The sequence below is a fragment of the Bacillus sp. ISL-46 genome, from assembly GCF_018613205.1.
Genome location: NZ_JAGGQR010000038.1, coordinates 144,656 through 170,300, shown reverse-complemented (window position 1 = coordinate 170,300; position 25,645 = coordinate 144,656). Strand labels below are relative to the sequence as shown.

Genomic DNA, 25,645 nt, shown 5'->3' with positions numbered 1-25,645 from the left:
ATCAGCAGTAGTAGTAATCGTCAGCAGAGCAAAATATTTTCGATAGGAACGATCACCGAGTAAGTAACGAACAGAATAGCGCTGCACGATAAAACCGATGGTAAGGACAAACAAAGCCAGCAGCCATGATAAGGAATCAAGCCGCCAAGGGCCATAAATCATGGTCTCATTGTTCGTAACAAGGGCCAGCAGGGCAGCGATCGGGGGCAGCAATGTGACACCGACGTGAAGCCGAACAAAAGACAGCGGAACCCTTGGGTATAACAGGAATAGCCCGCTAAGCACCGATATGGCAAGCAATCCAAAAAATATTTCTGGCAGAGAAATTAACATTTTACTTCCCCCCATCGATGTATGGAAGAAACCATCATTCTGAAAATATGACTTTGACCGATTTCCTTCATTACGCTACATTCCTTTCTGTTTTATTTTTAAAAACAAAAAAACCGACAATTTTTTTAAGCATAATGGTTACATCCATTAAACTTTGAAAATTGTCGGTTTACTTTTAACGGGCCCAGCCAAGCCTTTTAATAGTCTACCTAATTATGTAATTTTCTTTCTTCCAATAAGGAAGTATAATTACAGTTGTCCTCTTTGTTATATATTTACTTTTTCATATAGTCAATAGAAAGTTATTAACCTCATGCTAAAGTAATCTATTTATTTAGAGAAATCAATTAAACAATTAATTTATGGTAGTAATGTTACTATTTATCAAACATTCTGTCAAGTTAAAATTTGGTCCAAACTTACTTATTGTGAATTTCAAGGAACGAGAACCTCATTTCCATTCAATCCTGGAACTGCGGATCCCTTTTAATTCAAAAAAATGGCGTGTTCCTATAGAAACACGCCCTATCGTATCATGAGATAAATCTACATCGTCATTTACTTATATATAAACTATTCGATGGCTAACACCTTATTCAAGAATATGGCCCGTTTGTGGAAGATAGCATGTTCCAGTAAAGGACTTTTTTTAAAACGACTTTATTATGATGAAATACCAATTGTCACTCGGCACTTACTACAGTAGAAAAGCGTCCTGTTAAACAGAAACGCTTTGAGTCGATATAGAGATAAGCTGTTACAGTTCACTCTCATGGTTCTTAAATGTTTGCCCATCATGGTAAAAAAGTTCAGAGCCTAAATGAACATTTTCGTTTTCTTTCAATTGTCGAATAAGCTCTTCACTTTTAGTTTTATTCATTTCTTTATACCAGGTTCCTTGTGGATATAGAACAGCGATCGGACCATGTTTGCATTGGCCGTTACATAATGTTTTTGTTGTGTGAATCTTCTTTTGCAGCTCTAAGTTTTTCAATTCTCCCCTAATGGTCTCTGTTACTTCTTCTGCTCCATTTTTCATGCAGGTTTTCCCGTTGCAAATTAATAGATGTTTGCTAACACCATCTAAGTTCATAACATTCCCCTCTGTTCCTCATTTATTTTACCTCTATCACAAATGGGTAGGCAGTTACTTTACCATCAAATTTAAATTCTCCCCATACTTTGTAGATCTCAGGTTTATCAAATTTTGTTTCAAATTGTGTCTTTTCTTCTGAAGTAGGGTGCACATGAACAAATTTCTCACCCTTTTCATCCAAAATAACAACATGACCTAAAGCCCCCAGGTAGGGCTCTGGTGTAATCCCTTTTGTATCAAAATTTAACGTAAAATCTTTGTTTACTCCTAGCTCTGTAGTTGTTAATTCAACCGTCTTTCCATTAATTGTTTTAGTTAAGTTTGTATCAGCCTTTAGTGAATTTTCATCAAGGTCACCATGGCCTTTCCCCACATGCAGCTCTATCGGACTAATTTGATAGGCAAGGTTTTTTGGTTTAATATCAACAAAAGCTTTATAAGAGTTTTCAGGCAGGTCGAATTTCAGAGTATACACACCATTTCCTTTTTCCTCAGGATGTAAATGGTAATAATCTTTTAAGTCGGCACTTACAATAATTAAATGCATAATCTTTTCATGTGAAATTTCTAATTCAGGTGAATTTTGGTCTTTATCCTTTAGATCAATGGAAATTAAGCCTTCTTCATATTTTACGTTTGTGACCACTTCACTTTCTGATGTAGCCCTATGATTTGAATGCCCTGAATCCTTACCACTTGTATGATCATCGTTATGTGCTTGCTCAGCAATAGTTTCTTTTTTCTCATGACTATTTGCTTCCGAGTGGGTATTAGTGTGATCGTTATTACTGTTCAAGCTTGCATATACGGAATATCCGCCAATGACTAACCCAAGATAAACAATCGCTGAAATTGCCCAGGTCAAAATGTTTTTTTGTTTCATAAAAATGCTCCTCTCTTTTTTATCGATCAATTATCCTTTTAACTTAATCCGCTGTAATCTAAGTGCGTTTAAAACAACTGACACTGAACTGAATGCCATTGCTACTCCTGCAAGCCACGGTGCCAGAAAGCCCAGTGCTGCAATTGGAACTCCTAAAGCATTATAAGCAAAGGCCCAAAATAGATTTTGCTTAATATTTCGAATCGTCATTTTACTCATAAAGATGGCATCGGCAATACTATTTAAGTCTCCTCTGATTAAAGTAATATCAGCAGCCTCCATTGCTACATCCGTACCAGTACCGATTGCCATGCCAATATCTGCGGTAGCAAGCGCTGGTGCATCATTAATACCGTCACCGACCATCGCCACTTTCTTTCCAGCTTTTTGAAGCTTTTTAACTTCCTCTGCCTTTCCTTCCGGCAGAACTTCTGCTATAACATGGTCAATTCCGACCTCATTTGCAATTGCTTGGGCTGTCTGCTTGTTATCTCCTGTAATCATAACAACCTCTAGACCCATATTTTTTAACCGTTCAATCGCTTTTTGAGAGGTTTCTTTAATTGTATCTGCAACGGCAATCACTCCTGCAAATTGATGATCAATTGCGACTAGCATTGCGGTCTTACCTTGCTTTTCTAAGTTTTCTATCTTAGGTAATATGTTTCCAACATTAATATTATTTTTCTCCATAAGTCTGCGCGTTCCGATAAGCAAGGATTTGCTTTCAACTATTGATTCGATTCCAAAACCAGGAATGGCTTCGAAATGTTCAGAGCTGACCAGTTCAATTCCTTTTTCCTTAATGCCCTCAACAATTGCCTCAGCTAACGGATGTTCGGAATTTCTTTCTGCAGCACCGACTAACTTTAAAAATTCCTTTTCTTCAAATCCATTTGCAAGAATAATATCTGTAAGTGTTGGTTTTCCATTTGTTACCGTTCCCGTTTTATCAAGGATCACTGTATCCAATCGATGAGTCGTTTCAAGATGCTCCCCGCCTTTAAACAAAATTCCATATTCAGCTGCTCGGCCTGACCCTGCCATAATGGATGTAGGAGTAGCTAGGCCCAGTGCACATGGACATGCGATAACTAATACGGCAATTAACTTTTCAAGAGCTGCTGCAAACTCTCCGGGACTAACAACAAAGTACCAAACCAGAAATGTCACAACGGCGATCCCAACGACAATTGGGACAAAAATTCCGGATATAACATCGGCTAAACGTTGGATTGGCGCTTTTGATCCTTGAGCTTCTTCGACTACTTTGATGATTTGAGCTAAGGCCGTATCCTTTCCTACCTTTGTTGCTTTTACCTTTAAAAATCCATTCTTGTTAATGGTTGATCCTATTACTGCATCTCCAACTGTTTTATCGACAGGAATACTTTCACCTGTAATCATTGATTCATCAAGGGCAGATCTCCCTTCAAAAATCACTCCATCTACAGGTACCTTTTCACCTGGTTTCACATATACGATATCACCAGCGATTACTTCTTCAATTGGTAAATTCAATTCTTGCCCGTCTCTTAAAACTGTGGCCGTTTTCGTCTGTAAGCCCATAAGCTTCTTAATAGCTTCAGAGGAACGTCCCTTTGCTTTTACTTCAAACAGTTTACCTAATATAATTAGAGTAATTAACACAGCACTTGTTTCAAAATATAATTCCACCATATGTGCATCAGAGCCTATGGATAAAATACTCAAGTAGATGCTATAGAAATAAGCTGCAGAGGTGCCAAGCGCAACCAAGACATCCATGTTTGCACTTTTATTCCTTAATGCTTTATAAGCACCTGCGTAAAATTGACCGCCTACTAAAAATTGGACAGGAGTCGCAAGCGCGAGTTGAACCCAAGGATTCATGAACATCTCAGGCAACCAAATGAAAGAAGTAACCTCAAAATGACTGACCATTGCCCAAAGTAAAGGGATGGATAAAATAGCCGAGAATATAAATTTCCCTTTTTGCTTTTCAATTTCTTTTTGTCTATGATCCACTTTTTCGCCTTTAGATTCTTGCTTTTGTTCCAAGCGATAGCCTAATTTATTAATGGCCTCCTTCATATCTGAGACCGAAACTTCATCAGGATTATATTCTACTAGGGCCGATTCTAAGGCAAAGTTAACCGTTGCGGTTTGAACACCATTTAACTTATTTAAACGTTTTTCAATTTTATTCGCACACGCTGCACACGTCATACCGCTTATATTAAATTCAGCTTTCTCACTGATTACTTTGTATCCTAAAGATTCCACTTTTTCTTTAAATTGATTTACATTTGCTATAGACGAATCAAATGTTACTTTTGATTTTTCTAATGCGAAATTTACGCTCGTATCCTCTACTCCATCTATTTTTTTTAGACCTTTTTCTATTCTCACTGCACAAGCAGCACACGTCATGCCAGCTATTTGAAGTGTTGTTTCTTTTTTATCGCTCATAACCTTTTACTCCTATCACCACATACTATAGTGGGGTATATTTTTGGGGTAATAAAACGTGCCACTAAAGACAGCACGTTTTTTCAGTTCCTTAGTGACAGCTTTGATCTTTAGACGATTTACTCAGCGCTGCATCATAACCTTGATCTTCTATAATGTCAGTAATTTCTTTTAAAGAAACCACTTTCGAATCAAATGATACATCTACTTTTTCTTCATATAAGTGAACCTTTACAAAATGAACACCATTTAATTTTCCTACGTTTCCTTCTATTGAATTTATACAATGCCCACATGACATTCCTTTCACTGTTAATATTACATTTTCCATGATTTACTCCTCCTTATTCGTTATTACTATACCTAGGTATAGTATATTATTTTTAAAAATAAATCGTGCTTTATTCCGCACGGTCTTTAACCAAATTTATTGAACATCATAACCTTGGTCATCAATTGTTTCTTTGATTTTATCAATAGTAACTTCGCTCGGATTAAACTCCACACTAACCGTTCCTGAATCCAAGTTTACTTTAACAGCGGTAACTCCGGGTAATTCGCCTACACTGCCTTCAATTGAATTAATACAATGGCCGCATGACATACCTTTTACATTTAAAGTTATATTTTCCATATCGCTAAGTCTCCTTTTATTTTTTCAGTAATTTTTGAATTGTCACCATTACCTCGTCTAAAATCTCCGTATCTCCCTCTTGAATTTTTTCTAGAACACATGACTTCATATGCCCTTCAAGTAAAATACGGGCGACACTATTTAAAGCGGATTGAGTCGCAGATATTTGAGTAATGACATCATCACAATACGTATCTTTTTCAATTAATCCTTTTATTCCCCTAATTTGACCTTCGATTCGATTTAATCTTGTTGTTAAGTTATTCTTCACTTTATCTGAATGGTGGCTTTTTCTTGCACCGTCTGATGAGCAGCATTGATCGATATCAACAATTTTATTAAGACTTCCTGAATTCATCGACATTGCCTCACCTCCTTAATTATATAATACTATACCCCCCCATAGTATGTTAAGAGTTTTTTAAAGAAAATTTTAAAATAGGTATTTGATATAGAATTTTATTTACTTAAATTGCGCCGGTTTGCTTAATAATACTTGAGTGTAATCTATCCTAGATTAACCTTATCTTTGCATTACAAATTGAATTCACTTCCAACCTCAATTAGAATAACGATTCTTCTGTTGGTTTATTGTTGGTTTATAAAAAAGTTTGATCAAAAATACGTCTTATAATGTTGATTTTCCAAATATAAAAAAGCCTGATTTTGAAAAAAAGATTGATTAAAACAGGCTCTTAAAATATTTCACGAGGGCACTTTTTTAAAAAAGTTTGATCATTATCTACCTGTGTTGTTCAACAATCGCGCCCGATTATGCAACAAGACAAAATATATATGGGATTCATTCCAAGGACCAATCGCCAAAAACGCCGTACAGCCAATCCTAGGCTGTCAATTTCACCTAGAAATGTTTACGACGTTCAATGGATTGATTCTTAAATTTTAGCCGGTTTACAAGTTTTATTCCTTAGCAAATTCCCTTACTATGAAAAGATTCTGAGCTAGTGGAATAATAATTTTGATATTTATTCTAATTCGCTTTTCTTGCTGAATAAAATGGCAGTAGACTAAATTTCAATTCCTGGTCTATCCCATTTTGAGGAGGAAAAGTATGTTAAATTACGTATTTCCCAAGTTATCCTCTGATCATATGATGTCAATTATACGAAATGGACTAGAAAAAACCAAAATACCCAAGAAGATCATTATTATTGGTGCAGGTATGGCAGGACTGGTCTCAGCCTCTCTGCTTAAGCAGGCCGGCCACAATGTAACGGTCATTGAAGCAACTGATAGGGTGGGAGGACGGATATATACATTAAGGGGGGATTTTAGGGATGAGCAGTATCTTGAAGCTGGTGCGATGCGTATTCCCAGTACGCATTTATTGACTTTGGAATATATAAAAAAATTCCAGCTCCCTGTTAATAAGTTTATCAATTCGACTCCTGCCGATATTATCTATGTAAAAGGGGTTAAAGCACGATTAAAGGCGTACGAACAGAACCCTCAAATATTACGCTTTCCCGTTTTCCCGCATGAAAAAGGGAAAACAGCTAAAGAGTTGATTCAATCAGCGATAAAACCGGTTACCGATTTTATTAACCAGAACCCCAGAAGAAATTGGCTTTGGGTCATTCGGGAATTGGATAAATACTCGATGGATACTTATTTAAGATACAATCCATTCGGAGTCACATTATCTCCCGGAGCCATCGAAATGATTAAAGTCATGCTTACACTGGAAGGACTTATTGAGCTTTCATTTTTGGAACTATTTCGTGAACTGTTAATCCCTGATATTTTTTATGAAATAACAGGAGGTAATGACCTGCTTCCTAAAGCATTTACCAATCAATTGAAAGATAATATTTATTACGGACAAAATGTAAAAAGAATTGTACAGCACGACAATCAAGTAACCGTTCATTCTGTCCATCGAATCTTAGAACCTTTTCAAATTACTGGAGATCTTGCGATTGTGACAATTCCTTTTTCAGTACTGCAATTTGTAGAAATTGAGCCTCGTGATTCATTTTCCGAAAATAAATGGAAGGCTATTCGGGAACTAAAATATGCAGAGTCTACGAAGACAGGGATCCAGTTTAAAAACAGGTTCTGGGAGAAACAAGGTTTGTATGGCGGGCAAACTGTTACTGACCTCCCGATTAAATATGTTCAGTACCCCAGCCACGGCCTCGGTACACAAGGAACAGGTGTCATTTTAGGCAGTTATACATGGGAAGATGATGCGATACCATGGGATAGTTTGAATCAGGATAGTCGCTTGGAATTTGTTTTAAAAAATTTAGCAGAGATCCACGGTAAACAGGTCTATAGTGATTTTCAAGGAGGAACGAGCCACAGTTGGGTTCGATATCCGTATTCTGCTGGAGCATTTACGCTGTTTAAACCCGAACAGGTAAAAGAGTTAACCCCTTATATTTCCACACCCGAAGGAAGAGTACATTTTGCAGGCGAACATGCCTCAACTACTCACGGTTGGATCCAAGGAGCAATCGAATCCGGAATACATGCTGCATATGAAGTGAATGACTTGCCAAAAACTTACTTTGAATCTTAATTGTGGTCCATGTGTCGCTCAGTAAAAAACAACTGCCCTCCAATTGTTAGTCTCTCAACTGGCAATTGGAGGTCTTTCCATATGGGAAGCGAAACTTTAGTTACTTAATTTTGTTAAAAATGAAATTTTTTAACATTAGTCCCATGGAAACTCCATATGCCAAAGAGCTAATTAAATGACTATAATAACTACTCACTGGTCTTATAGGAATAGTTTTTCCCTCAATAGACATAGTGAAAAGAAGTTCCCATAAAAACCACATAAATAGACTGATTACACCACAGATCAGGAGAACATATCTGTGCCCCCATTTTCTAAGTGCAAGATAAATCATAGCTCCTAACATAGAACCAATCCCAAAATTTAGTATCAAACCCATTAATTCAGTTGGCCTATCCTTAACGGTAATCATTAGGCTGTTTAATTGGTATAAAGTGTACTTCTTATCGTAACCTGAACGAAGTAATATCCATGAGGTAATTTCTCCTACAAGTGTTGAAACAGCGCCTATCACTCCTGCTATTACAACCTTATTATCATCCAAACTTTTAACTTCCATGTTTATCCCCATTTCAATGCATCTTTTGTTTATGTGGTACCCAAATAGTGACACGTTATTCATGATTCATCGCTCACTGTTAGTGACTTCTCGGTCTCCATAATGCCTGGATAGCAGTGATAGTGTCACCTTCACGCTTTTAGTAAGTAACTAACCTACAAGCCTTAAAGGCTTGAGTGTTGCCTTAAGGTTAAGACAAGGGGCGGCTGCTTACAAAGGAGAGAAAGCCCCGTATGGCGTCTGTCAACGGTACCAGACCAGAGGGAGGATAAGGAGTTGACAGAATTGCTTATGCAATCGATAAGGGAAACCCAGGAGTTCAGAAAAGAATTAGCTACCACTTCAAAAAAAGGCTTCTTTGCACGACTGTTCGGAAAGTAGGTGTTAAGAAGGAACAAAATGATTTTGAGAAAAGGACGGGGTAGAGAAAATATCCAGGTCCATTTCTTTTGCCTTGTAATTTTATCGGTGCTCCCGGAGCATGCAAAAAGACTGCAATCCTTACTAAAGAAAAGCGCCCGACTACGGAAGATAGTTTTATTGGATGTTGGTGCACTTTTCCCCCTAAATCCCCCTTTAATTAAACAAGAATGCTCTGAATTTATAGAATAAATTTTAAATTATTTACAAATGTTAAAACTATCTATTTTTTAAAAGGGGGAACTGTAATGATTACTAACGAAGAAATAATGCAAAAAAACGAAGAAATAATGCAAAAATCTGATGCATTGAATAATCTAATCTTAACCAAATGGCTTAAACAAGAGTTCCTTACATTTGAATGGTTTTTTACGCTGTTTGTAGTGCTTGTTTGTTATTTATTATTTTTTTATCTTGTAGACAAAAAACGAATAGTGGAGATTTTGTTATATGGTTCTTTGGTGGCAGTGGCATATGTAGTTTACGATTCAATTGGAATGTTTTTTGGTTTTTGGGCAGTAAAAATTGCTATATCTCCTGTTTATCCGAATTTTTTCGGAAGTAGCTTAACGGTTGCACCATTAATTGCTATGATTTTATACCAGTACAAGTCTCCTTGGGATAGTTTTTTGCGTTGGAGCATACTGTTTTCAGGGTTATTGATATTTGGACATTATGGCTTCTTACTATCCAAGATGGGAATTTTTGTTTACCTAAAGCCTTATGCAAAAATAATTGACCTTTGTTCTTTTTTATCTGTTATTATTGTCCCTCGTGGAATTATGATCTTACTTCTGAAAAAAGAAGCACAAAAGGGAAATATAAGCGCGGAAAATTCATTATCAAAACTTATATACAAACAGATTCAAAGAAATAATAATTAAAATAGTCAGTGCGCCTTATAAAACGGCTTTTTAGTTTTAAGTTCAATTCTTCACAATATTCACATTAACAAACATCCAGTTTTTTTAAAAAGTCTTATTCAAGAAAATGGCCCGTTTGTTGAATAAAAGCCCACACTCTTTATGTAAAACCTGAATTTTGAAATTTTAGATGGATTTAAATTTATAAAACTTGTGATAATGATAAAGTAATCCCTATTTATAAAAGTGTTTGCTCTTGTTGGAAAAAGGCATTTTTTTGACGAGTTTCTTCTATCTTTAATTAGAAATACAAACCATTCGGCAAAAGCAAATTAATGCTCGGGTCGAGTTTTTGTCCATTGAGAGAAATACATGCGGGCTCGGGCACCCACTTTGTGGATATCGAGTCCGCTAAAATTAATTAATTAAAACTAACCAAAAAGTTGTAGTTGTGAACGAAAATAATGCTGGTTTTTCCACTAACTTATTAATGGAGATCAGTATTTTTTCTTTGTATTTCTCATTTTCCTACTCCTGAAATCGTCTATATCAAGGGATCTTAATTTTAATACGAAATATCTTAATAAAAGCTTACAAGTACATCAGGATTGCAGGGTTCACAATATTATAAACAAAATCTCACAGAGTTAAAATTTCGGCATAGCTTCAACAGCATCCGCCAAGTCGCTATATGAATCTCTTAAATATCTTGCTGTGGTCGAAATATTACTATGACCGGCCAATCTCCTTACTTTTTCAATGTCATTATTCGTTGCTTTTAACATCCACTTACAAAATGTATGCCTAAACATATGGGGTGTTAATTTTTTCTTCGGTAAACTGTAACTTTCAATCATGGTCTGGATCCCACGAACCGTAAATTTAGATGAACGCTGGCTGTAGAACACATAAGGTGAATCTTCTACATGCGCTTTCTTGTTTGACATCTCTCCTCTAAAAATTAACCAATCGTACAGTTCCTGCCACAAGGTATTTGAAATGGGCACCGTCCGGAGCTTCCGTCCTTTCCCAATTATCCGAATACGTCTTAACTCTAAATCAAGATCAGTTAGTTTTAAGTTTGATAGTTCATCAACCCTAGGACCAGCATAGGTTAATAAATAAATAATCGCTCGATCCCGGCGATACTTTTCTTCGGGATCTACTCCTCTACTTTTGATCGGTGTCTTTCTCACACGATTCAATAAATCTTCAAACTCTTCTTCTGTCAGCCACATAATATTTTCAGAATCCCCATCAGCCGACTTGATATCCTGAATTTCATCCATCGGGTTATGCTGCAGCTTTTTATGTTTAACAGCCCAGGAATAAAAGCTGCGCAAAGCACAGACAAAAAAAGAGGTGACTCGAAAATGCAGTTGATCAACAACCATTTGAGTCAGCCTCTTTTTTATGCGCTTTTCTTTATACTCAAATTTACTCTTTTCTTAATACCTCCCATATGATTAAGGATTAAACACAACAGAGAGAGAATAGATAATAATGTAAAGCTTATAAAATAATGGCCAGTTACATCTTTTGTGAATCCAATGATAATGGGAGGAAAGAAACCTCCGATTCCTCCAACTGCGCCGACAATACCTGTTACCGATCCTATATTATCTGATGAGACTTCAGGTACCATCTTAAAAACTGCTCCATTTCCGATCCCAAACAAAATGGCGATTAACAGACAACTAACACTGAAGAGAATAAAATTTCCCATCGAAAAAGCGATAACCAATCCACATAACAATACGCCACTAAAAACAATGGTTAACAATCTTTTTGCTCCAAACTGATCGGATAGATACCCACCAACCGGACGTATAAACGTAGCTAATACAACGAACCCTGCTGTTTTTATTCCAGCATCAAGGGCCGTAATGTGATACAGGTCATTCAACAAAGTAGGTAAATAAATACTAAAAGTAACAAAACCTCCAAAGGTAAGGCAATAATAAATAGATAATAACCAAGTTTCTTTAAATTTTAATACGGACAATGCTTCCTTTAAAGTCTTGGTCTCGCTTAGTCTTTGGCCATCTTGAGTTCCTATCCAAAAGATAATGGACATAACCCCCAATGCAAATGCAAGGCTCCAAAATACCCACTCCAAACCATATGATGTAAAAATCATCGGAATGAAAAAACTAGCCACTGCCGATCCCAAATTTCCCATACCCGCAATTCCTAAAATGAAACCTTGTTTTTCTGGTGGAAACCATCTAGAAACATAGGTAATGGAAACAGCAAACGTTGTTCCTGCCATACCAATAAAAAATGCCCAAAACAACATCATGGCATAAGAATGAGCAAAACCAGCTCCAACCATCGGTAAGACAAGAAGTAATATGGTTAAAGCATATATCTGTCTACCACCATATCGATCGGTTAAAATTCACATAGGAATACGCATCAAAGAACCTAACAGAACAGGTGTAGCGATTAGAATGCTTTTTTCTAGAGCACTTAATTGGTACATTTTTTGAATTTCCGTAGCGATTGGTGCAAAGACCGACCAAACTGTAAAACAAACAATCATCGATAAAGTTGATAAAATTAGTACTGATGCTCGACCCTTCTGTTTCACCATACCAGCTCACCTTTCATTTCTCTTGATATTAAAGGAAAATTCATTCCTTGACTTTTTAACTCTTTTTCCAGCATTTTTGATGCTATGCGATCAAGCTGCTTTCCATTAAACAGCTGGATATATGAACAACATTCACTTCCATTCCAAGGTTTAGCAACCCTCTGGCAGCTTCTAAACCTAGCAATCCGACGCCAATTACTACTGCTTTTCTATATTGTTTCGATGTTTCAATCATTTTTTGGCAATCTTCAATTGTTCGGAATGTGATAACCCCTTCTTTATCAATACCAGGAATAGGAATAAGAAACGGAACCTGTCCCTATAATGAGTGTGTCATACGGCACTTCTCTTTTTTTGTCTATTTTTACAATCTTTTTCTCTATGTCAATTTGTACAACTGCTTCTCCTGTGAAGAGTTGTATATTCTGCTCTTCATACCAATCACGATCATTTATCGTAATATTCTAAAACGATGTGCTGCCCTGCAGTAATCGACAATATGATGCGATTATAATTAACATTCGGTTCGCTTCCAAAACAGTAATGGCAAATAGATCGGGAGCATTCTCTAAAATCTCCTCGATGCAACGCATACCCGCCATTCCATTCCCAACTAATACTAACTTTTGTTTATCCATTCTAAAACCTCCAGCAAGTTAAAAAAGATGATGGCTAAAACATACCTTCTATCCTAGTATTTCATAAAATCTATTAAAAGAAATGAATCATGTCATATATCCTCACATAAAAATAATCGGAGGAAAACCCGATCTTCTTTTTGAGGGGAGGCATTAAAATGCTGTCAAAACATAACATTGAGGGCCATGACCATCCTAAAAGAAGTCTAAATTAAACTCGACGGGAATGAAAATAGAAAAAAACCCATGTTTCAACAATGTTTAAAACATGGGTTTGTCTACGTTCTTAAACGATTTTGATAATCGTTATTGTATTTTATTATTAAAGATTACTTTCTCCACATCATGCCTGACAGTTTTGTGACCACTCTTAATACCTTTTCCAATTGCTATAAGCATAACGTCCAAATACCTCTCAGAAATATGCAATGCCGACTTAAGCTGTTGGGAATCATACCCTGACATTGTAATTGTTTCAAGACCCGCTTCATTAGCCAGTAAAATTAATGACATGGAAGCCAGGCTTGCATCTCTTGTTAATTCGATGCTTAAATCTTCTTTTGATTTATTTGCATAATAACTTATTGCAGCACCTGCCAAATAATCTCTTAGTGTTGCATCAAAAAAACCTGCCTGAAATCCTTCTTCATGTATCTTTATGATATTTTCTTTCTCAAAAGCATGGTAATCCCCAAGTATCACAATTAATGTGGATGCTTCTGTCACTTGTTGTTGATCAAAGGCTATCGGTAACAACAAATCTCGCAGATGAGCATCGTCTATGACTAAGTATCGCGTTGCTTGTATATTATTTCCGTTAGGCGACTTACTAGCACTTTCAATCAATGATGTTACCGTTTCTGAACTGACTTTATAGTTTGAATCATAATGCCTAACGGAACGTCTTTTTTCCAAAATATCCTTTACACTCATGGTATCCACTCCAAATTTTTTTTTTGCTACAACACCGATTATAATAGACACTAAACTAAGAGAAAATAACGCACATTAATGTGGCATAGCCACTTTTTAGTGCCTATTAGGCTTAAACATAATATACGAGGGGGAATAAAGGGTGGGGAGTCAAAACACTGGAATTAATATTTTCATGAATACAGTAGGAGGAAAGTGGAAATGTCTAATCCTCTATTTCTTGAGCCAAAAATCAATGCGGACAAAAGAATTTTATGAAAGAATCCCAGCAATTACACAAAAAGTTTTGACTGATCAATTAAAGCAGTTAGAAAAAGATGGGATAGTCCGAAGAGAAGTATTTAAGGAATTACCTCCAAAAGTAGAGTACAGCTTAACGGAGTTAGGTGAATCATTTGTACCAGTTTTAAACACAATGTGTGAGTGGGGGAATAATTATGCGGTTGTAAGAGAGATAGATCGAGATGAGGAAATTTGTTGTCATTATAGTTAAATCTAATTTTTATAAATTGTAAAGATTTATTCAAGTCGATTAATCTTTAACTAAACTCAAATCCTCATTATAATATAAATATCCATTTTCATTTTTAATACCTTGTTCAACAATCTAGCCCAATACACAAAGAATGAGCGCACTTCTTTTTAAAGAAATGCGCCCTTTAGCTGAATACTAAAATGTCGTTATTTATTCAACTTTACTTCCTATTAAGATGTTCAATCTCAAGTTCACATAGGAATTTTGGGATTCTTTTACCTAATTTCGGCTCTTTTAATTTCGCAGCTGGATTCTTCGTAATATAGCCTTCTTCATGTGTCCATTTGAATAGTGATTTAATGCAACGAACCCTGTGTCCTAAACTGGATGACTTTAAATGATCTCCTGCCTTTACTAGATACTCTTTTAGTTTCTCAGTAGTCAACTCACCCATGTCAATATCGCCGAAAAATCGTAATAATAGGTTTTATTGAAAACAATATGTTTTTAATGTAAGTAGAGAATATCCCTCAATTTTTTTATCTTGTTGATACTTTTCCCACGCTTCTGATAATAACATTATTCTTTCACTCTCCTATTGTTTAAATCAATTAATCTAGATTCTATTATGTTCAAGGAGAGTCTTATTCATACGTAGGTTATTCCGCAATCGCAGACAATAACAAATTACCGAGCCATGAGAACACTTGCAATACAAGAAAAAGGACACTTTCTTTACTCAAGGAAAGCGCACAATTCTGGAATAACTTCTGAGCTTCTATTACTGATTTAACACAATAGCGGCTACTCCACGGCAGCAGTTTCTAGTATCGTTTCCCGTTTAGCTAAATAACCAGAACCCGTTATTTATGGTACGGTTCACCTTCCTCGATATTTTTAAATTCCTGGTTTTCAACAATATCTCTATCTTGGACAATGCTTGATGTATTTACTATAAACTTACTATAAACCTTGTCATAAAGCTTGATAGCACAATAGCCAAGCAATCCCCCAGAGGTGTTTAGTATTAGGTCATCCACATCAAAAATTCCGATAGAAAAAACAACCTGGAAGCATTCCAAGTATAAACTTAAACTCAAAGATAGAGCTAATACGCCTATGAATGACATCCCTTTATTTTTAGACAATAATACAAGAACCATTCCAAATGGTATGAACAATGCGATATTCCCAACCAAATTACTTAAATCATGCCACGATAGACTCTGACTATTAATGAATATTGTTTTAAACGGGATAAAATTACCTCTTTGCAATTGGTACATGAGATTATCAGGGTTCCCAAGATTCCTCTGAAGTTGATGCCAGAGAAAGGTCATATCTCTCCAGCGGAACTTAAATAGAATGATTCTAAGTAATGCGTACATATAAAAGACAAATAGTGCTAGTACAATAATTCTGTTCATTAATTTCGTTTTTTTCATTCCGCCATCCTTACCTCCTTGAGATTAGTATGTGTTGTTCTGGGAAACACTGTCACAATTACACCATCCATATTGTTGCCTGATATCTCCCAACGAAGATTGGAAGGCACATGAATGGTCGTATCTTTGGTTACAGGGTAATAAGAGATCTCATATTTTTCACAATGTATAGTAGTTGAAATGGACTTTTGTTCTTTTAGGAAATCCAAATATTCTTCTAAAGAAAAATTCTTTTCCTCCATAATCACACTGTGCGGCAATCCAACATAGCGAATATGCCAAGGTTCATACTGAATGCCTGTGATTGCCGTTTTGTCCTTTGGATAGCGTATAATAAAGCCGTATTTCCAAGCATTTTTTTCTATCCACTTACCTTCAGGTGCCTCATTCATTTTCATTTGGGTAGATCCTACATCAAGCGATAAACCCAAATTGTGTTCGCTATGGCCTGCAGGCAAGGCATAGTCAGACCCCATTTCTTGATAAAGTACATTTTGCTCATCAAAGTCTCGAAAGCCACTATTAATTGAAAAATGGCGAACCCCCTCTTTTTCAGCAGCAACTATCATCTCCGAAAATTCACGGGCGACATCCTCTGACAATTCAATTTTGGTATCAAGCAATTCGTATCCCTTTTTCAATTCTTTGTGAGTAAATAAATTTACAACATCTGATTTTATACTCTCATGGTGAATAGGATATTCATTATTAACCAAGAGTAAATTTCCTTGAAAGACCTGTTCTTTTGTAATCTCTATCGTTTGGAAACCTTCAGAGGTCTCGCTATTATCTAAATGATCATTGTTATTTTTTTCATATCTTTGAACCTCTACTTTATCTTGAATAGACGGTTCTTTATTGACAAATGCAAAACTCAGACATAATACTAAAAACAATAAAAATCCCCACTTCTTCATTTCAAGTTCCTCCTTATTCTTATAGATACTAGAATAGGAAAAACTTTTTAAAAAAAGAGTAGGGTAAAATTTAAATTTTTCTTAAATCCTTTATGAAATTTTTAAACTTGGTCAATTGTAACACTTTCCTGCGGTAAACGAACTTCAAATACAGTACGTATTAAACTACTTTCGGCCGTAATCGTTCCATTATGTTGCTCCACAATATTCTTTGCAATGAATAAACCAAGACCTGTGCTATCTTCTTGATGAGTTCGTGCTTTGTCACCGGTATAAAACATATCAAAAAGATATGGAAGTTCATTCGGAGGAATACTATCTCCATAATTAATAACCTGAACAACCACTTCTCCTGCATCAACAAACCCGTTAATATCTACAAACTGACCATCATATCCATAACGATTTGCATTGGTTAAAAGATTTTCAAACACACGAGCTAATAACTCACCATCACCAAAAATAGGTAAATGGGGAGGAATATTCATTCGGGCTATCAAATGATTTTTTTCGAAGATAGGATATAATTCTTCCTTTAATTGATTAAGAAGGTCAGATAAATCAATTTGCTTTTTATCTACTGGCAACATGCCATAGTTCATTCGCGTTATTTCGAATAATTCATCAATAAGTCGTTCTAATCGCTGAGATTTAGTAAAGGCAATCGTTAAAAAATGTCTGACTTGTTCTTTAGTCAACTTCTCATCCTTAAGGATTAAATCTAAATAACCTAAAACAGAAGTTAGGGGAGTACGCAAATCATGAGCCAAATTTACAACTAACTGTTCTTTACTGTTTTCTGAAAAATCGCCTCTTTGTATGGCTTCTTCTAATTTTTCACTTGCCAGATTAATTGCTTGTGCAATATCTCCAAATTCATCATTTGATTGGATATAAACCCGATGTTTAAAGTTGCCACGAGCGAGATAATGAATTCCGTTTGATATTTCATTGAAATAGGTAGAATAGGGCTTAGTGAGTAAATAGAAAAACAATATCGAAAGTGAGATAAATAGCATTAAAAAGAAGTTAAAGTCTCCAATACTGTCTATGAATTGACGAAGTTGGGCCAAGGGGTCACCACGACGAACCATCGTATGATAATAAAGCTGTAGTCCTTTAAAAATTAAGTAAGTTATAATACCACCCAGAATCATACTTAAACCAAATAATACGATTATTTTGGAGCGAAAACTGCGTATAAATTTAGCCATTGAATGTATACCCCACTCCCCAAACAGTTTTGATTAACTTGTTTTTTCTCTTATCTTCTCCGAGTTTTTTCCGTAAGGTTCGAATATGCACCATTACCGTATTACCACCTTCAAAGTATGCATCACCCCAAACCTGCTGAAAAATATTTTCTACACTATAAACTTTCTTTGGATGACTGGCTAATAAATACAAAATATCAAACTCTTTCGGCGTTAGCTCGATGTTTTCACCATAAAGCAAAACTGTACGTTGATCAGGAGAAATCACTATTTCACCAAATTCCAAGATAGCTTTATTATCATCTACTTTGGGTTGATTCAACTTCATAAAGCGCCGCAATTGAGCATTCACACGTGCAACCAATTCAATAGGGGTAAATGGTTTAGTTATATAATCATCTGCTCCAATCACTAGTCCATGTACCTTATCGAAATCAGAAGTTTTCGCACTCAAAAAAATGATAGGCATATTATATTGTTCACGAATCTGACGGGTTACTTCATACCCATCCATTTTCGGCATCATAATATCCAAAATTAGCAAATCAATTGATTGAGTCTGGATAACATGTATGGCTTCTTGCCCATCAGGTACTTTAATGACATTGTATCCTTCTTTTTCTAGATGGATTGCAAGCAGATCAGCTATCTCCTCCTCATCATCAGCAATTAAAATCGATATACGTTTCATCTATTCCACTCCTATATCAAGTTACATTCGGGTATTTTTTATTTATCATCAAACCTTACAAAGCTGCACCCTTTAAAAAAATTCGATGTTTTTGGTGGGGATACCTTATCAGCAGAATCTTAACTAACATGGTATAATTTAGAGCTTGTATTTTATTTTCTATTATTTCCTTTTTTTATTCAAGAATATGGCCCGTTTGTCGAATAAGCATCCGTTCCATAACTCTTGGGTCGTGGCACCTAATGCCCATGCCGAAGGAAATGGTACAACCGCAAGTGGCAATTCTTCCCATGCAGAGGGAGATAGTACAGAAGCAAGTGGATTTGCGGCCCATTCCCAAGGAACAGGTACAATGGCCAGTGGGGATTCTTCACACGCTGAGGGTAACGGTACAAGGGCAAGTGGCAATTCTTCACATGCCGAAGGATCAGGTACAGTGGCCAGTGGGGAGTTATCTCATACTGAATGTCTCCTTACCTCAACAAATGGTTTCGAAGGAGCCCATATTATGGGTAAAAATGGCGCTGTTAACAACGTAGATGGTGACCCAACTTATTCGTGGAATGTAGCTTTCGGAGCAGTTCCGTATGATGTTACAGGCCTAGTTGGAAAACTTCTGAATAACGGTAATATGTTCGTAGACGGAGCGTATTTAACTCCGGCGGGTGATTATGCAGAGATGTTTGAAACAGCCGATGGAAACTCGATTGATGCTGGCTATTTTGTTACTGTATCGAAAGAAGACAAGATTCGAAAAGCCACTTCAAACGATTCATTTATTTTGGAATAACAAGTGCAACACCAAGTCTCCTTGGAAATAGTGGTGGCTTACGGTGGCAAGGTAAATACCTGACTGATGAATGGAGACGGAGAAAATATCATGAAGTCACCATTCCAGCTCAAAAAGACGTAGAAGGAAATGTAATTACTCCAGAAAGAAAAATAATGCAGCCTATGCTTAATCCAGAATGGAATCCTCATGAAGAGTATATATCTCGTGTAAATCGTCCGGAATGGGTAGCTGTCGGATTAATTGGTCAAGTACTGGTTCGAGATGATGGGACTTGTGAAACTCATGGATATTGCTGGTCGAATGATGATGGAATTGCAACAAAAGCAGAGAAAGGATACTTTGTATTAAAACGTACAGGACCAAATCAAATCTTGATTTTGGCTAAGTAATAATTCGAATATAACTAAGAAAAACGATAATATGAGTAAAAGGCGAATTGAAAGATACTAGTTTGCCTTTTTTATATAACTGTCCTTTTCGAAATTGTCTTCTAATAAAAAACCGAATTCAAATGTAACTCATGATAAAAAACCCTTCGTCCTAACTGGAACGAAGGGTGGTTACTAAAGATTCTTGCAGCTTATCTTTTAATACACATCACGTTGATAACGCCCTTGCTTCTGCATATCTTTTAAATACGCTTCTGCTTCATCACGGCTCATTGAACCTTCTTTTTCAATTACGCTAATAAGCGTTTCATGGACGTCTTTCGCCATATATTCCTTATCTCCACACACATAGAAATAAGCACCTTTTTGAAGCCATTCGAACAGTTCTTTACTATGTTCTTGCATTTTATGCTGAACATAGACTTTTTGAGCTCCGTCGCGAGAGAAGGCCGTATCTAATTTGGAAAGTACCCCATCTTGCTGAAATTGTTCCAACTCTTCTTGATAAAGGAAATCAGAAGCTGCATGCTGGTCTCCAAAAAATAGCCATGACCGGCCTGTTCCTTTATTCACTGCACGCTCTTGTATAAATGAACGGAATGGTGCAATACCGGTCCCAGGTCCGACCATAATAATATCTATATTATGAGACTCTGGCAGATAAAAATGTTTATTTGCTTGAATAAAGACTGGAAGCGTATCTCCTTCATTTACACGTTCAGCACATAATACAGAGCAAACCCCTTTACGCTCGCGGCCATTAGCATTGTAGCGCACAGCACCGATGGTTAAATGAACTTCATCTGGATTAGCTGCAATGCTGCTTGCAATCGAATAGAGGCGCGGCGTCATTTTTCTTAAGATAGAGACGATTTCCTGAGCAGTAGCTTTCCATGGAGCGAATTCACGTAACATATCAAGCAAATCTCGCCCATAGCAATATTCTTTCAATTGAGCTGTATTTTCAACCAAGAGAAGCTTTTGTAACTCTTCGTTTTCTGTAAAGGCAGCTGCCTGCTGTAAAACCTTTTTTGATAGTAGTGTAATTTCAAAATAGGTGGTTAGCGCTTCCTTCAGTGGAAGTGTCTCACCTTGCTTATTGATCGTTACAAACGCTTCTTCATCCCAGTGCATTTCATCAAGAAGGGAAGCCACGAGTTCTGGATCATTTGAAGGGATAATGCCAAGGGCATCACCTGGCACATAAGAAAGGCCTGATCCTTCTAGTGATAACTCAATATGCCTTGTTTCTTTACTAGAGCCTGCCCCATTTATATTAATGTTTTTAAGAATTTTTGCTTGATACGGATTTGTTCGTGAAAATGTTGTTTGAACAAGTTTGTCTTTTTGGGCAGTTTTAGTGTTATCCAAAGTATTTTGCATGGTTCTTAACCTCCAAAAGTAATATATACATTTTAACATTGATTTGGGAAATCTGATGTGTATTTTTTCACAATTTTCTTCCCAATTTCTAGTGAATTTACCCATCAAAAGGATCAGATCTTTTAATTGAAAGCTTTATAAAATAAAGTTTGCAAAAATATATAAAATGACAATACTAATTAAAATCGTAATATTTGATATAGTAGCGATTAAACGGGTGCTGCTGGTGCTGTATTTAAATTCAACTGCAAATGTTAAGGCGGATGCTGCAACAGGTAGTAATAAACCGATCAAAATTGTAAATCGATACATCTGATTGTACGGAAGGATATAGTATAAACCTAATCCAAAAAGTAGACCTAAACCATATCGGAAGGTTAAATATTTCAACATTGGTTTAATCAATTGTTTGTCAAATTTAAAATTCAAATAGAGCCCTAATAATAATAATGATAACGGCATATTGGCACCAGAGATTGTACTTGCAACATGAATGATCGTATCAGGTAAATGGAGGTGGTTAAAATTTAAAAGACTAGCCATAAGATACGTCATTAACGGAATAGACTTGGCAAGTTTTTTTAGAATTTCTAATGGTTTAAGCCTAAGTCCTTCTGCTGAAAAATAACTTCCTAAAATATAGGCAATTCCAAAAACGACAAATGATGTTCCGACATCAAACATACTAAAATATGTTAATCCATCCATACCCCAAATTGCATAAACTAAAGGAAATGCAAATAAGCCAACATTAAATCCGGAAGAAAGCATCAGAAAAGAACCTTTCAGTTCTCTTTCCTCATTTTTAAAAACTAAGAAACCTAGACTTGCTGCTATGATTCCATAAACAAGTACGATAACTGGTAACAAAATTAAAGAAGTTTCTATTTTTACAGAATCGAATGTGACAAGAACTAAGGCAGGAAGGGTAATTTTAAAAATAATTTTTGAAATGACTACTCCATCTTTTTCTTGTAAAATATTTAAACGTTTTAATAGATACCCAAGGGCAATGATAATAATAATAGAAAGAAATTCCTGATTCATTAAAAAAATACGCTCCTCTATGAAGTATCTAAATTTGAGTTTCTGTAAGTAAGTATACGTGATAAATTCATCAAGTCATTTCATCAAGATGACGTCTCTGTCTAATAATGAATAGAAGAGTGTTGGCTGAGTCAACACTCTAATTAAAAATAACTTGTTTAAAAAGCCTCCTAAATTGCTCCCGATCTTCTGTTGTAAAAGGCTTGGGTCCCTTTGTTCGCTTACCGCTTTTTCGAGCCATTGCACTTAAATACCGTGTTTGTAATAATTCGTCAATGTTTTCATTTGTATAGCTAAACCCTTTATGGTGAAGAACTGTACATCCTTTTGCTAAACCTAGCGATGCAAGTCCGTAATCTTGCGTAACAATAATATCTCCTGATTCAGCTAACTTCATAATCCGATAATCAGCAGCATCTGCTCCTGAATCAACATAAATGATTTCCACTCCTGAAGGTTGTTCCGCATTAGAATAATGAGAAAAGCTCGTAACAAGGACAACAGGAATTTCTGCATTTCTTCCTTCAGAAATAATAATATCTTTTACCGGACAAGCATCTGCATCCACATAAATTTTCATCTTTATCTCCCCTGTAAAAAAGTTCGAATTAATAGTGATACTATTGCTAAATTGCGCTTTTGTCAAACCATGTAAGCACAAGGACGGTGCTGCAAAGTGCCTGACCCCCAGTATGTTCGTTTCCCAAGTCTAGCATTTACTAAACTTTTTATAAAAACCTTTGTAGTGAAAGCCCTACGTCAAACCTCGACTTATTTTTGGTCGGCAATAACCTTATGAAATCGTTAACCATTACAGATTAAGATGATAAAAAAATTACAAAAAAGTCTAAAAATTTCACAAGTTAAAAAATTAGAATATTCCGTATAATTAAGTTGTCTCGGAATGTTAACGCTTACACATAGGGATGAGGAGGCGTACGGTAAGTTCGATAAGTTCAAATAAAAGGAGGTATAAAATGTCTAAATCAGCTAAAAGTTTAAGAAAACTTATTTGGTCTTCACTTGTATCAAGTATTGCTACCGTATCCATTGTCGGCGGGGCATTCGCCGCGTCACCGAGCCAGTCTACCAATGCTGTTCCGTCAGATGCCTCGTCACTGTTACCCTGGATGGATACGTCACTTGCTCCTGAGGCACGTTCGGAACTTCTACTCGACGCAATGACACTGGACCAGAAGATCCAACAGCTTGCCGGGGCTCGCGGAGTAATTCCTGAGCTTCCGCAATGTGGTAGCCCTAGTCGGCACATCCCCGGCATTCCTGAGCTAGAGATCCCGACGTTCCGGATCACGAATGGTCCCGTCGGTCTTGGCGGCGGTGATTGCAGCCCGCAGGATAAGGCCACTGCTCTGCCAGTTGCGCTTGGACTTGCGGCCAGTTTCGATCCTAGCCTCGCATATGACTTTGGTAACTTGATGGGCGGAGAGGCGCGCACGCTAGGCCTGCACGAGCTCGAAGCACCAGGTATCAATCTCGCACGTTTGGGCGAGAACGGTCGTAATTTCGAGTACATGGGTGAGGACCCTTACCTCGCAGGTGTTCTAGCTTCGAAAGAAATTCAGGGAATTCAAGACAACGACATCATCGCGATGTCGAAGCATTACGTACTTAATGATCAGGAACAGAACCGAGGAACTGTTAACGTAAACATCGCCGAGAATGTACTTCACGAACTCTACCTGTTGCCGTTTGAGATGTCAGTCAAAGATGGCAACGTTGGCTCAATCATGTGCTCGTACAACCGGGTGGCTGGTATCTACTCATGCGAAAATGAGTATTTGCTGAACACGGTCCTACGTGATCAGTGGGGCTTTAAGGGCTACGTCCAGTCTGACTTTGGCGCTACACATTCAACTGCACCTGCGTTAAACGCCGGCTTGGATTTAGAAATGCAAAACGCCAGGTTCTTCACAAACGTAGACATCAAGGCTGCACTTGACAACAAGAGCCTAACGATGGAAACAATCGACCAAGCACTTAATCGTCGATACGTACAAATGTTCAAATATGGCATATTCGACCGTCCCATCGTTCGAGGTACCATCGACGCTGAGACCAACGGTTCTAAATCCCGCGAAATTGCCGAGCAGACAGCCGTCTTGCTAAAGAACGAGGGTAACCTGTTGCCACTAAACTCTTCCGTACATTCAATCGCCTTAATTGGCAAGACGACATACGTCGACGCAGCCGTCGCCGGTGGTGGAGGCAGCTCACGGGTAAGTCCGCTTTACACGGTTTCACCGCTTCAGGGTTTGCAGAACACTTTAACAAAACTAGGTTCAGATGCAACCATTACCAAAGTGACTGTTGCTAATGACAATAGCAACCTCGACGCGGCTGTTGCTGCAGCGAAGGATGCCGACGTTGTCATCCTTATGGCTGGTGTCTTAACCTCTGAGGGTCGAGATCGCCCAAGTCTGTCTCTACCTGACAACCAGGACGTATTGATAACAGCCGTTACCGCAGCAAACAAGAAAACCGCACTCGTGCTCAAAGATGGCGATCCCGTTCTCATGCCTTGGGTTAACGAGGTTCCAGCAATACTTGAAGCATGGAATCCAGGCCAGAAGGACGGCAATGTTGTTGCCCATTTGTTATTCGGTCTCGTAAACCCATCCGGTAAGCTTCCGGTAACCTATCCAGTAGCAAAAGCGGACACGCCAACTAGCACCGCCGACCGCTACCCTGGAGTTAATCAAGGAGTGTTAGATAGTACTGGCAGGGAGATTCCGCAAGTGTACTATTCGGAGGGTCTAGAAATGGGTTACCGCTGGTACGACTCCAAAGGTATCAAACCTCTTTTTGCATTTGGTCATGGTTTGTCCTACACCAACTTCGAGATTTCTAAGCTCGTTGTCACACCGGAGACCACTGATGGTACCAAGCCTATTAAGGTTGCGTTCTTCGTGAAGAACGCCGGAGACGTTGCCGGCGCTGAAGTGCCTCAGGTCTACTTAGGTCTGCCTGAAAATGCGAACCAGCCACCTAAACGCTTAGTTGGTTTTGAGAAAATCTGGCTAGAACCAGGTGAGAAGAAGCATGTCACAATTACCATCGACCCGTCAGCGTCTAACCACCCATTGTCCATTTGGGATGCCGATGCTGACGCGTGGAAAACTCTTGAAGGTACGTACGAGGTGAAAGTCGGTAACTCTTCTGACAAGGCCACGCTGACTGATTCCATTACGGTACGTCGCCAGCCGGGCACAACAAGTGAGGCTTCCATTACAATAGAGTAAAATGAAAAGCTGTTACTCTAGCTGTTGATAACTGTGATGAAATCCACAAATCATTTGATTTTTCATGAATGGTGCTATGG

At 37.3% G+C, this 25,645-nt stretch carries 22 protein-coding genes and 5 pseudogenes; 6 read left to right on the top strand and 21 right to left on the bottom strand.

Going from position 1 to position 25,645, the window contains the following annotated elements; all coding sequences use genetic code 11:
• From J7E67_RS18605 to J7E67_RS18575, 7 genes and pseudogenes are all read right to left on the bottom strand, one after another.
• Positions 1-333, bottom strand: a pseudogene (locus tag J7E67_RS18605) (NADH dehydrogenase subunit 5); the annotation flags it as partial.
• Positions 334-1,090: 757 nt separating this feature from the next.
• Positions 1,091-1,426 carry a (2Fe-2S) ferredoxin domain-containing protein gene (locus J7E67_RS18600; protein ID WP_214732566.1) on the bottom strand — a complete coding sequence of 112 codons (336 nt, stop codon included), beginning with the start codon at positions 1,424-1,426 and terminating at the stop codon, positions 1,091-1,093.
• A 22-nt stretch (positions 1,427-1,448) separates the two neighbouring features.
• Complete coding sequence (locus tag J7E67_RS18595) at positions 1,449-2,312, bottom strand: hypothetical protein (RefSeq protein ID WP_214732565.1); 864 nt, start codon at positions 2,310-2,312, stop codon at positions 1,449-1,451.
• Positions 2,313-2,342: 30 nt separating this feature from the next.
• Positions 2,343-4,763, bottom strand: coding sequence for a heavy metal translocating P-type ATPase (locus J7E67_RS18590; RefSeq protein ID WP_214732564.1), 2,421 nt, complete (start codon positions 4,761-4,763; stop codon positions 2,343-2,345).
• A gap of 91 nt (positions 4,764-4,854) precedes the next feature.
• Positions 4,855-5,094, bottom strand: coding sequence for a copper chaperone CopZ (gene copZ / locus J7E67_RS18585; protein ID WP_214732563.1), 240 nt, complete (start codon positions 5,092-5,094; stop codon positions 4,855-4,857).
• A gap of 96 nt (positions 5,095-5,190) precedes the next feature.
• Positions 5,191-5,397, bottom strand: coding sequence for a copper chaperone CopZ (gene copZ, locus J7E67_RS18580; RefSeq protein WP_214732562.1), 207 nt, complete (start codon positions 5,395-5,397; stop codon positions 5,191-5,193).
• Between the two features lie 16 nt (positions 5,398-5,413).
• Positions 5,414-5,755 carry a metal-sensitive transcriptional regulator gene (locus tag J7E67_RS18575; RefSeq protein WP_374197162.1) on the bottom strand — a complete coding sequence of 114 codons (342 nt, stop codon included), beginning with the start codon at positions 5,753-5,755 and terminating at the stop codon, positions 5,414-5,416.
• A gap of 714 nt (positions 5,756-6,469) precedes the next feature.
• On the opposite strand from J7E67_RS18575, the gene J7E67_RS18570 reads away from it, so the two are divergent.
• The gene (locus J7E67_RS18570) at positions 6,470-7,942 is read left to right on the top strand and encodes a flavin monoamine oxidase family protein (RefSeq protein ID WP_214718326.1); all 1,473 of its coding nucleotides are present in this window, start codon (positions 6,470-6,472) and stop codon (positions 7,940-7,942) included.
• A gap of 100 nt (positions 7,943-8,042) precedes the next feature.
• Here the strand turns inward: J7E67_RS18570 and J7E67_RS18565 are convergent, their stop codons facing one another.
• Positions 8,043-8,564 carry a hypothetical protein gene (locus J7E67_RS18565; RefSeq protein ID WP_214732560.1) on the bottom strand — a complete coding sequence of 174 codons (522 nt, stop codon included), beginning with the start codon at positions 8,562-8,564 and terminating at the stop codon, positions 8,043-8,045.
• Between the two features lie 605 nt (positions 8,565-9,169).
• On the opposite strand from J7E67_RS18565, the gene J7E67_RS18560 reads away from it, so the two are divergent.
• Complete coding sequence (locus tag J7E67_RS18560; RefSeq protein ID WP_214718330.1) at positions 9,170-9,805, top strand: hypothetical protein; 636 nt, start codon at positions 9,170-9,172, stop codon at positions 9,803-9,805.
• 626 nt (positions 9,806-10,431) lie between these two features.
• On the opposite strand, the pseudogene J7E67_RS18555 reads toward J7E67_RS18560, so the two are convergent.
• From J7E67_RS18555 to J7E67_RS18540, 4 genes and pseudogenes are all read right to left on the bottom strand, one after another.
• Positions 10,432-11,130, bottom strand: a pseudogene (locus J7E67_RS18555) (tyrosine-type recombinase/integrase); the annotation flags it as partial.
• A gap of 65 nt (positions 11,131-11,195) precedes the next feature.
• Positions 11,196-12,380, bottom strand: a pseudogene (locus J7E67_RS18550) (MFS transporter).
• A gap of 29 nt (positions 12,381-12,409) precedes the next feature.
• Positions 12,410-13,018 (bottom strand): annotated as a pseudogene (locus J7E67_RS18545) (FAD-dependent oxidoreductase); the annotation flags it as partial.
• Positions 13,019-13,324: 306 nt separating this feature from the next.
• A complete protein-coding gene (locus J7E67_RS18540) occupies positions 13,325-13,951 on the bottom strand; it encodes a nitroreductase family protein (RefSeq protein WP_214718345.1) in 627 nt (208 codons plus the stop codon).
• A gap of 142 nt (positions 13,952-14,093) precedes the next feature.
• Between J7E67_RS18540 and J7E67_RS18535 the strand changes: the two genes are divergently transcribed.
• Positions 14,094-14,444, top strand: a complete 351-nt coding sequence (locus J7E67_RS18535; protein WP_308160803.1) for a winged helix-turn-helix transcriptional regulator — start codon at positions 14,094-14,096, stop codon at positions 14,442-14,444.
• Between the two features lie 214 nt (positions 14,445-14,658).
• Here the strand turns inward: J7E67_RS18535 and J7E67_RS18530 are convergent.
• The 5 genes and pseudogenes from J7E67_RS18530 to vanR all read right to left on the bottom strand — a co-directional run.
• A pseudogene (locus J7E67_RS18530) lies at positions 14,659-15,006 on the bottom strand (tyrosine-type recombinase/integrase); the annotation flags it as partial.
• A gap of 283 nt (positions 15,007-15,289) precedes the next feature.
• Positions 15,290-15,871 carry a VanZ family protein gene (locus J7E67_RS18525; RefSeq protein ID WP_214718356.1) on the bottom strand — a complete coding sequence of 194 codons (582 nt, stop codon included), beginning with the start codon at positions 15,869-15,871 and terminating at the stop codon, positions 15,290-15,292.
• Positions 15,868-16,788, bottom strand: coding sequence for a VanY-A/VanY-F/VanY-M family D-Ala-D-Ala carboxypeptidase (gene vanY / locus J7E67_RS18520; protein ID WP_214718357.1), 921 nt, complete (start codon positions 16,786-16,788; stop codon positions 15,868-15,870). Before vanY ends, J7E67_RS18525 begins: the two co-directional genes overlap by 4 nt.
• 101 nt (positions 16,789-16,889) lie before the next feature.
• Positions 16,890-18,002: a HAMP domain-containing sensor histidine kinase gene (locus J7E67_RS18515; protein ID WP_214718358.1), complete on the bottom strand. Its 1,113-nt coding sequence runs from the start codon at positions 18,000-18,002 to the stop codon at positions 16,890-16,892.
• Positions 17,995-18,693: a vancomycin resistance response regulator transcription factor, VanR-F/VanR-M family gene (vanR, locus tag J7E67_RS18510; RefSeq protein WP_214718359.1), complete on the bottom strand. Its 699-nt coding sequence runs from the start codon at positions 18,691-18,693 to the stop codon at positions 17,995-17,997. The genes J7E67_RS18515 and vanR overlap by 8 nt, the downstream gene beginning before the upstream one ends.
• 196 nt (positions 18,694-18,889) lie before the next feature.
• Between vanR and J7E67_RS31410 the strand changes: the two genes are divergently transcribed.
• Positions 18,890-19,483 carry a peptidase G2 autoproteolytic cleavage domain-containing protein gene (locus J7E67_RS31410; protein ID WP_251026853.1) on the top strand — a complete coding sequence of 198 codons (594 nt, stop codon included), beginning with the start codon at positions 18,890-18,892 and terminating at the stop codon, positions 19,481-19,483.
• Positions 19,426-19,875: a peptidase G2 autoproteolytic cleavage domain-containing protein gene (locus J7E67_RS31405; protein WP_308161443.1), complete on the top strand. Its 450-nt coding sequence runs from the start codon at positions 19,426-19,428 to the stop codon at positions 19,873-19,875. The genes J7E67_RS31410 and J7E67_RS31405 overlap by 58 nt, the downstream gene beginning before the upstream one ends.
• 198 nt (positions 19,876-20,073) lie before the next feature.
• On the opposite strand, the gene J7E67_RS18500 is transcribed toward J7E67_RS31405, so the two are convergent.
• The 4 genes from J7E67_RS18500 to J7E67_RS32155 form a co-directional block, all read right to left on the bottom strand.
• Positions 20,074-21,258, bottom strand: coding sequence for a sulfite reductase subunit alpha (locus J7E67_RS18500; protein ID WP_214718361.1), 1,185 nt, complete (start codon positions 21,256-21,258; stop codon positions 20,074-20,076).
• A 135-nt stretch (positions 21,259-21,393) separates the two neighbouring features.
• On the bottom strand, positions 21,394-22,305 hold the full coding sequence (locus J7E67_RS18495) for an AEC family transporter (protein ID WP_214718364.1): 912 nt from the start codon (positions 22,303-22,305) through the stop codon (positions 21,394-21,396).
• 139 nt (positions 22,306-22,444) lie between these two features.
• Entirely contained in the window at positions 22,445-22,885 is a 441-nt protein-coding gene (locus J7E67_RS18490; protein ID WP_214732559.1) for a YaiI/YqxD family protein, read from the bottom strand.
• A 327-nt stretch (positions 22,886-23,212) separates the two neighbouring features.
• Complete coding sequence (locus J7E67_RS32155) at positions 23,213-23,761, bottom strand: hypothetical protein (RefSeq protein ID WP_308160808.1); 549 nt, start codon at positions 23,759-23,761, stop codon at positions 23,213-23,215.
• Here J7E67_RS32155 and J7E67_RS18485 point away from each other — a divergent pair.
• On the top strand, positions 23,676-25,565 hold the full coding sequence (locus tag J7E67_RS18485; RefSeq protein ID WP_308160807.1) for a beta-glucosidase: 1,890 nt from the start codon (positions 23,676-23,678) through the stop codon (positions 25,563-25,565). The genes J7E67_RS32155 and J7E67_RS18485 overlap by 86 nt on opposite strands.
• Positions 25,566-25,645 lie beyond the last annotated feature (80 nt).

Excerpts from the sequence above, each read along its gene's own strand:
- J7E67_RS18600 (WP_214732566.1), bottom strand. The coding sequence starts at position 1,426 with ATGAACTTAGATGGTGTTAGCAAACATCTATTAATTTGCAACGGGAAA.
- J7E67_RS18595 (WP_214732565.1), bottom strand. The coding sequence starts at position 2,312 with ATGAAACAAAAAAACATTTTGACCTGGGCAATTTCAGCGATTGTTTAT.
- J7E67_RS18590 (WP_214732564.1), bottom strand. The coding sequence starts at position 4,763 with ATGAGCGATAAAAAAGAAACAACACTTCAAATAGCTGGCATGACGTGT.
- copZ (WP_214732563.1), bottom strand. The coding sequence starts at position 5,094 with ATGGAAAATGTAATATTAACAGTGAAAGGAATGTCATGTGGGCATTGT.
- copZ (WP_214732562.1), bottom strand. The coding sequence starts at position 5,397 with ATGGAAAATATAACTTTAAATGTAAAAGGTATGTCATGCGGCCATTGT.
- J7E67_RS18575 (WP_374197162.1), bottom strand. The coding sequence starts at position 5,755 with ATGAATTCAGGAAGTCTTAATAAAATTGTTGATATCGATCAATGCTGC.
- J7E67_RS18570 (WP_214718326.1), top strand. The coding sequence starts at position 6,470 with ATGTTAAATTACGTATTTCCCAAGTTATCCTCTGATCATATGATGTCA.
- J7E67_RS18565 (WP_214732560.1), bottom strand. The coding sequence starts at position 8,564 with ATGAATAACGTGTCACTATTTGGGTACCACATAAACAAAAGATGCATT.
- J7E67_RS18560 (WP_214718330.1), top strand. The coding sequence starts at position 9,170 with ATGATTACTAACGAAGAAATAATGCAAAAAAACGAAGAAATAATGCAA.
- J7E67_RS18540 (WP_214718345.1), bottom strand. The coding sequence starts at position 13,951 with ATGAGTGTAAAGGATATTTTGGAAAAAAGACGTTCCGTTAGGCATTAT.
- J7E67_RS18525 (WP_214718356.1), bottom strand. The coding sequence starts at position 15,871 with ATGAAAAAAACGAAATTAATGAACAGAATTATTGTACTAGCACTATTT.
- vanY (WP_214718357.1), bottom strand. The coding sequence starts at position 16,788 with ATGAAGAAGTGGGGATTTTTATTGTTTTTAGTATTATGTCTGAGTTTT.
- J7E67_RS18515 (WP_214718358.1), bottom strand. The coding sequence starts at position 18,002 with ATGGCTAAATTTATACGCAGTTTTCGCTCCAAAATAATCGTATTATTT.
- vanR (WP_214718359.1), bottom strand. The coding sequence starts at position 18,693 with ATGAAACGTATATCGATTTTAATTGCTGATGATGAGGAGGAGATAGCT.
- J7E67_RS18500 (WP_214718361.1), bottom strand. The coding sequence starts at position 21,258 with ATGCAAAATACTTTGGATAACACTAAAACTGCCCAAAAAGACAAACTT.
- J7E67_RS18495 (WP_214718364.1), bottom strand. The coding sequence starts at position 22,305 with ATGAATCAGGAATTTCTTTCTATTATTATTATCATTGCCCTTGGGTAT.
- J7E67_RS18490 (WP_214732559.1), bottom strand. The coding sequence starts at position 22,885 with ATGAAAATTTATGTGGATGCAGATGCTTGTCCGGTAAAAGATATTATT.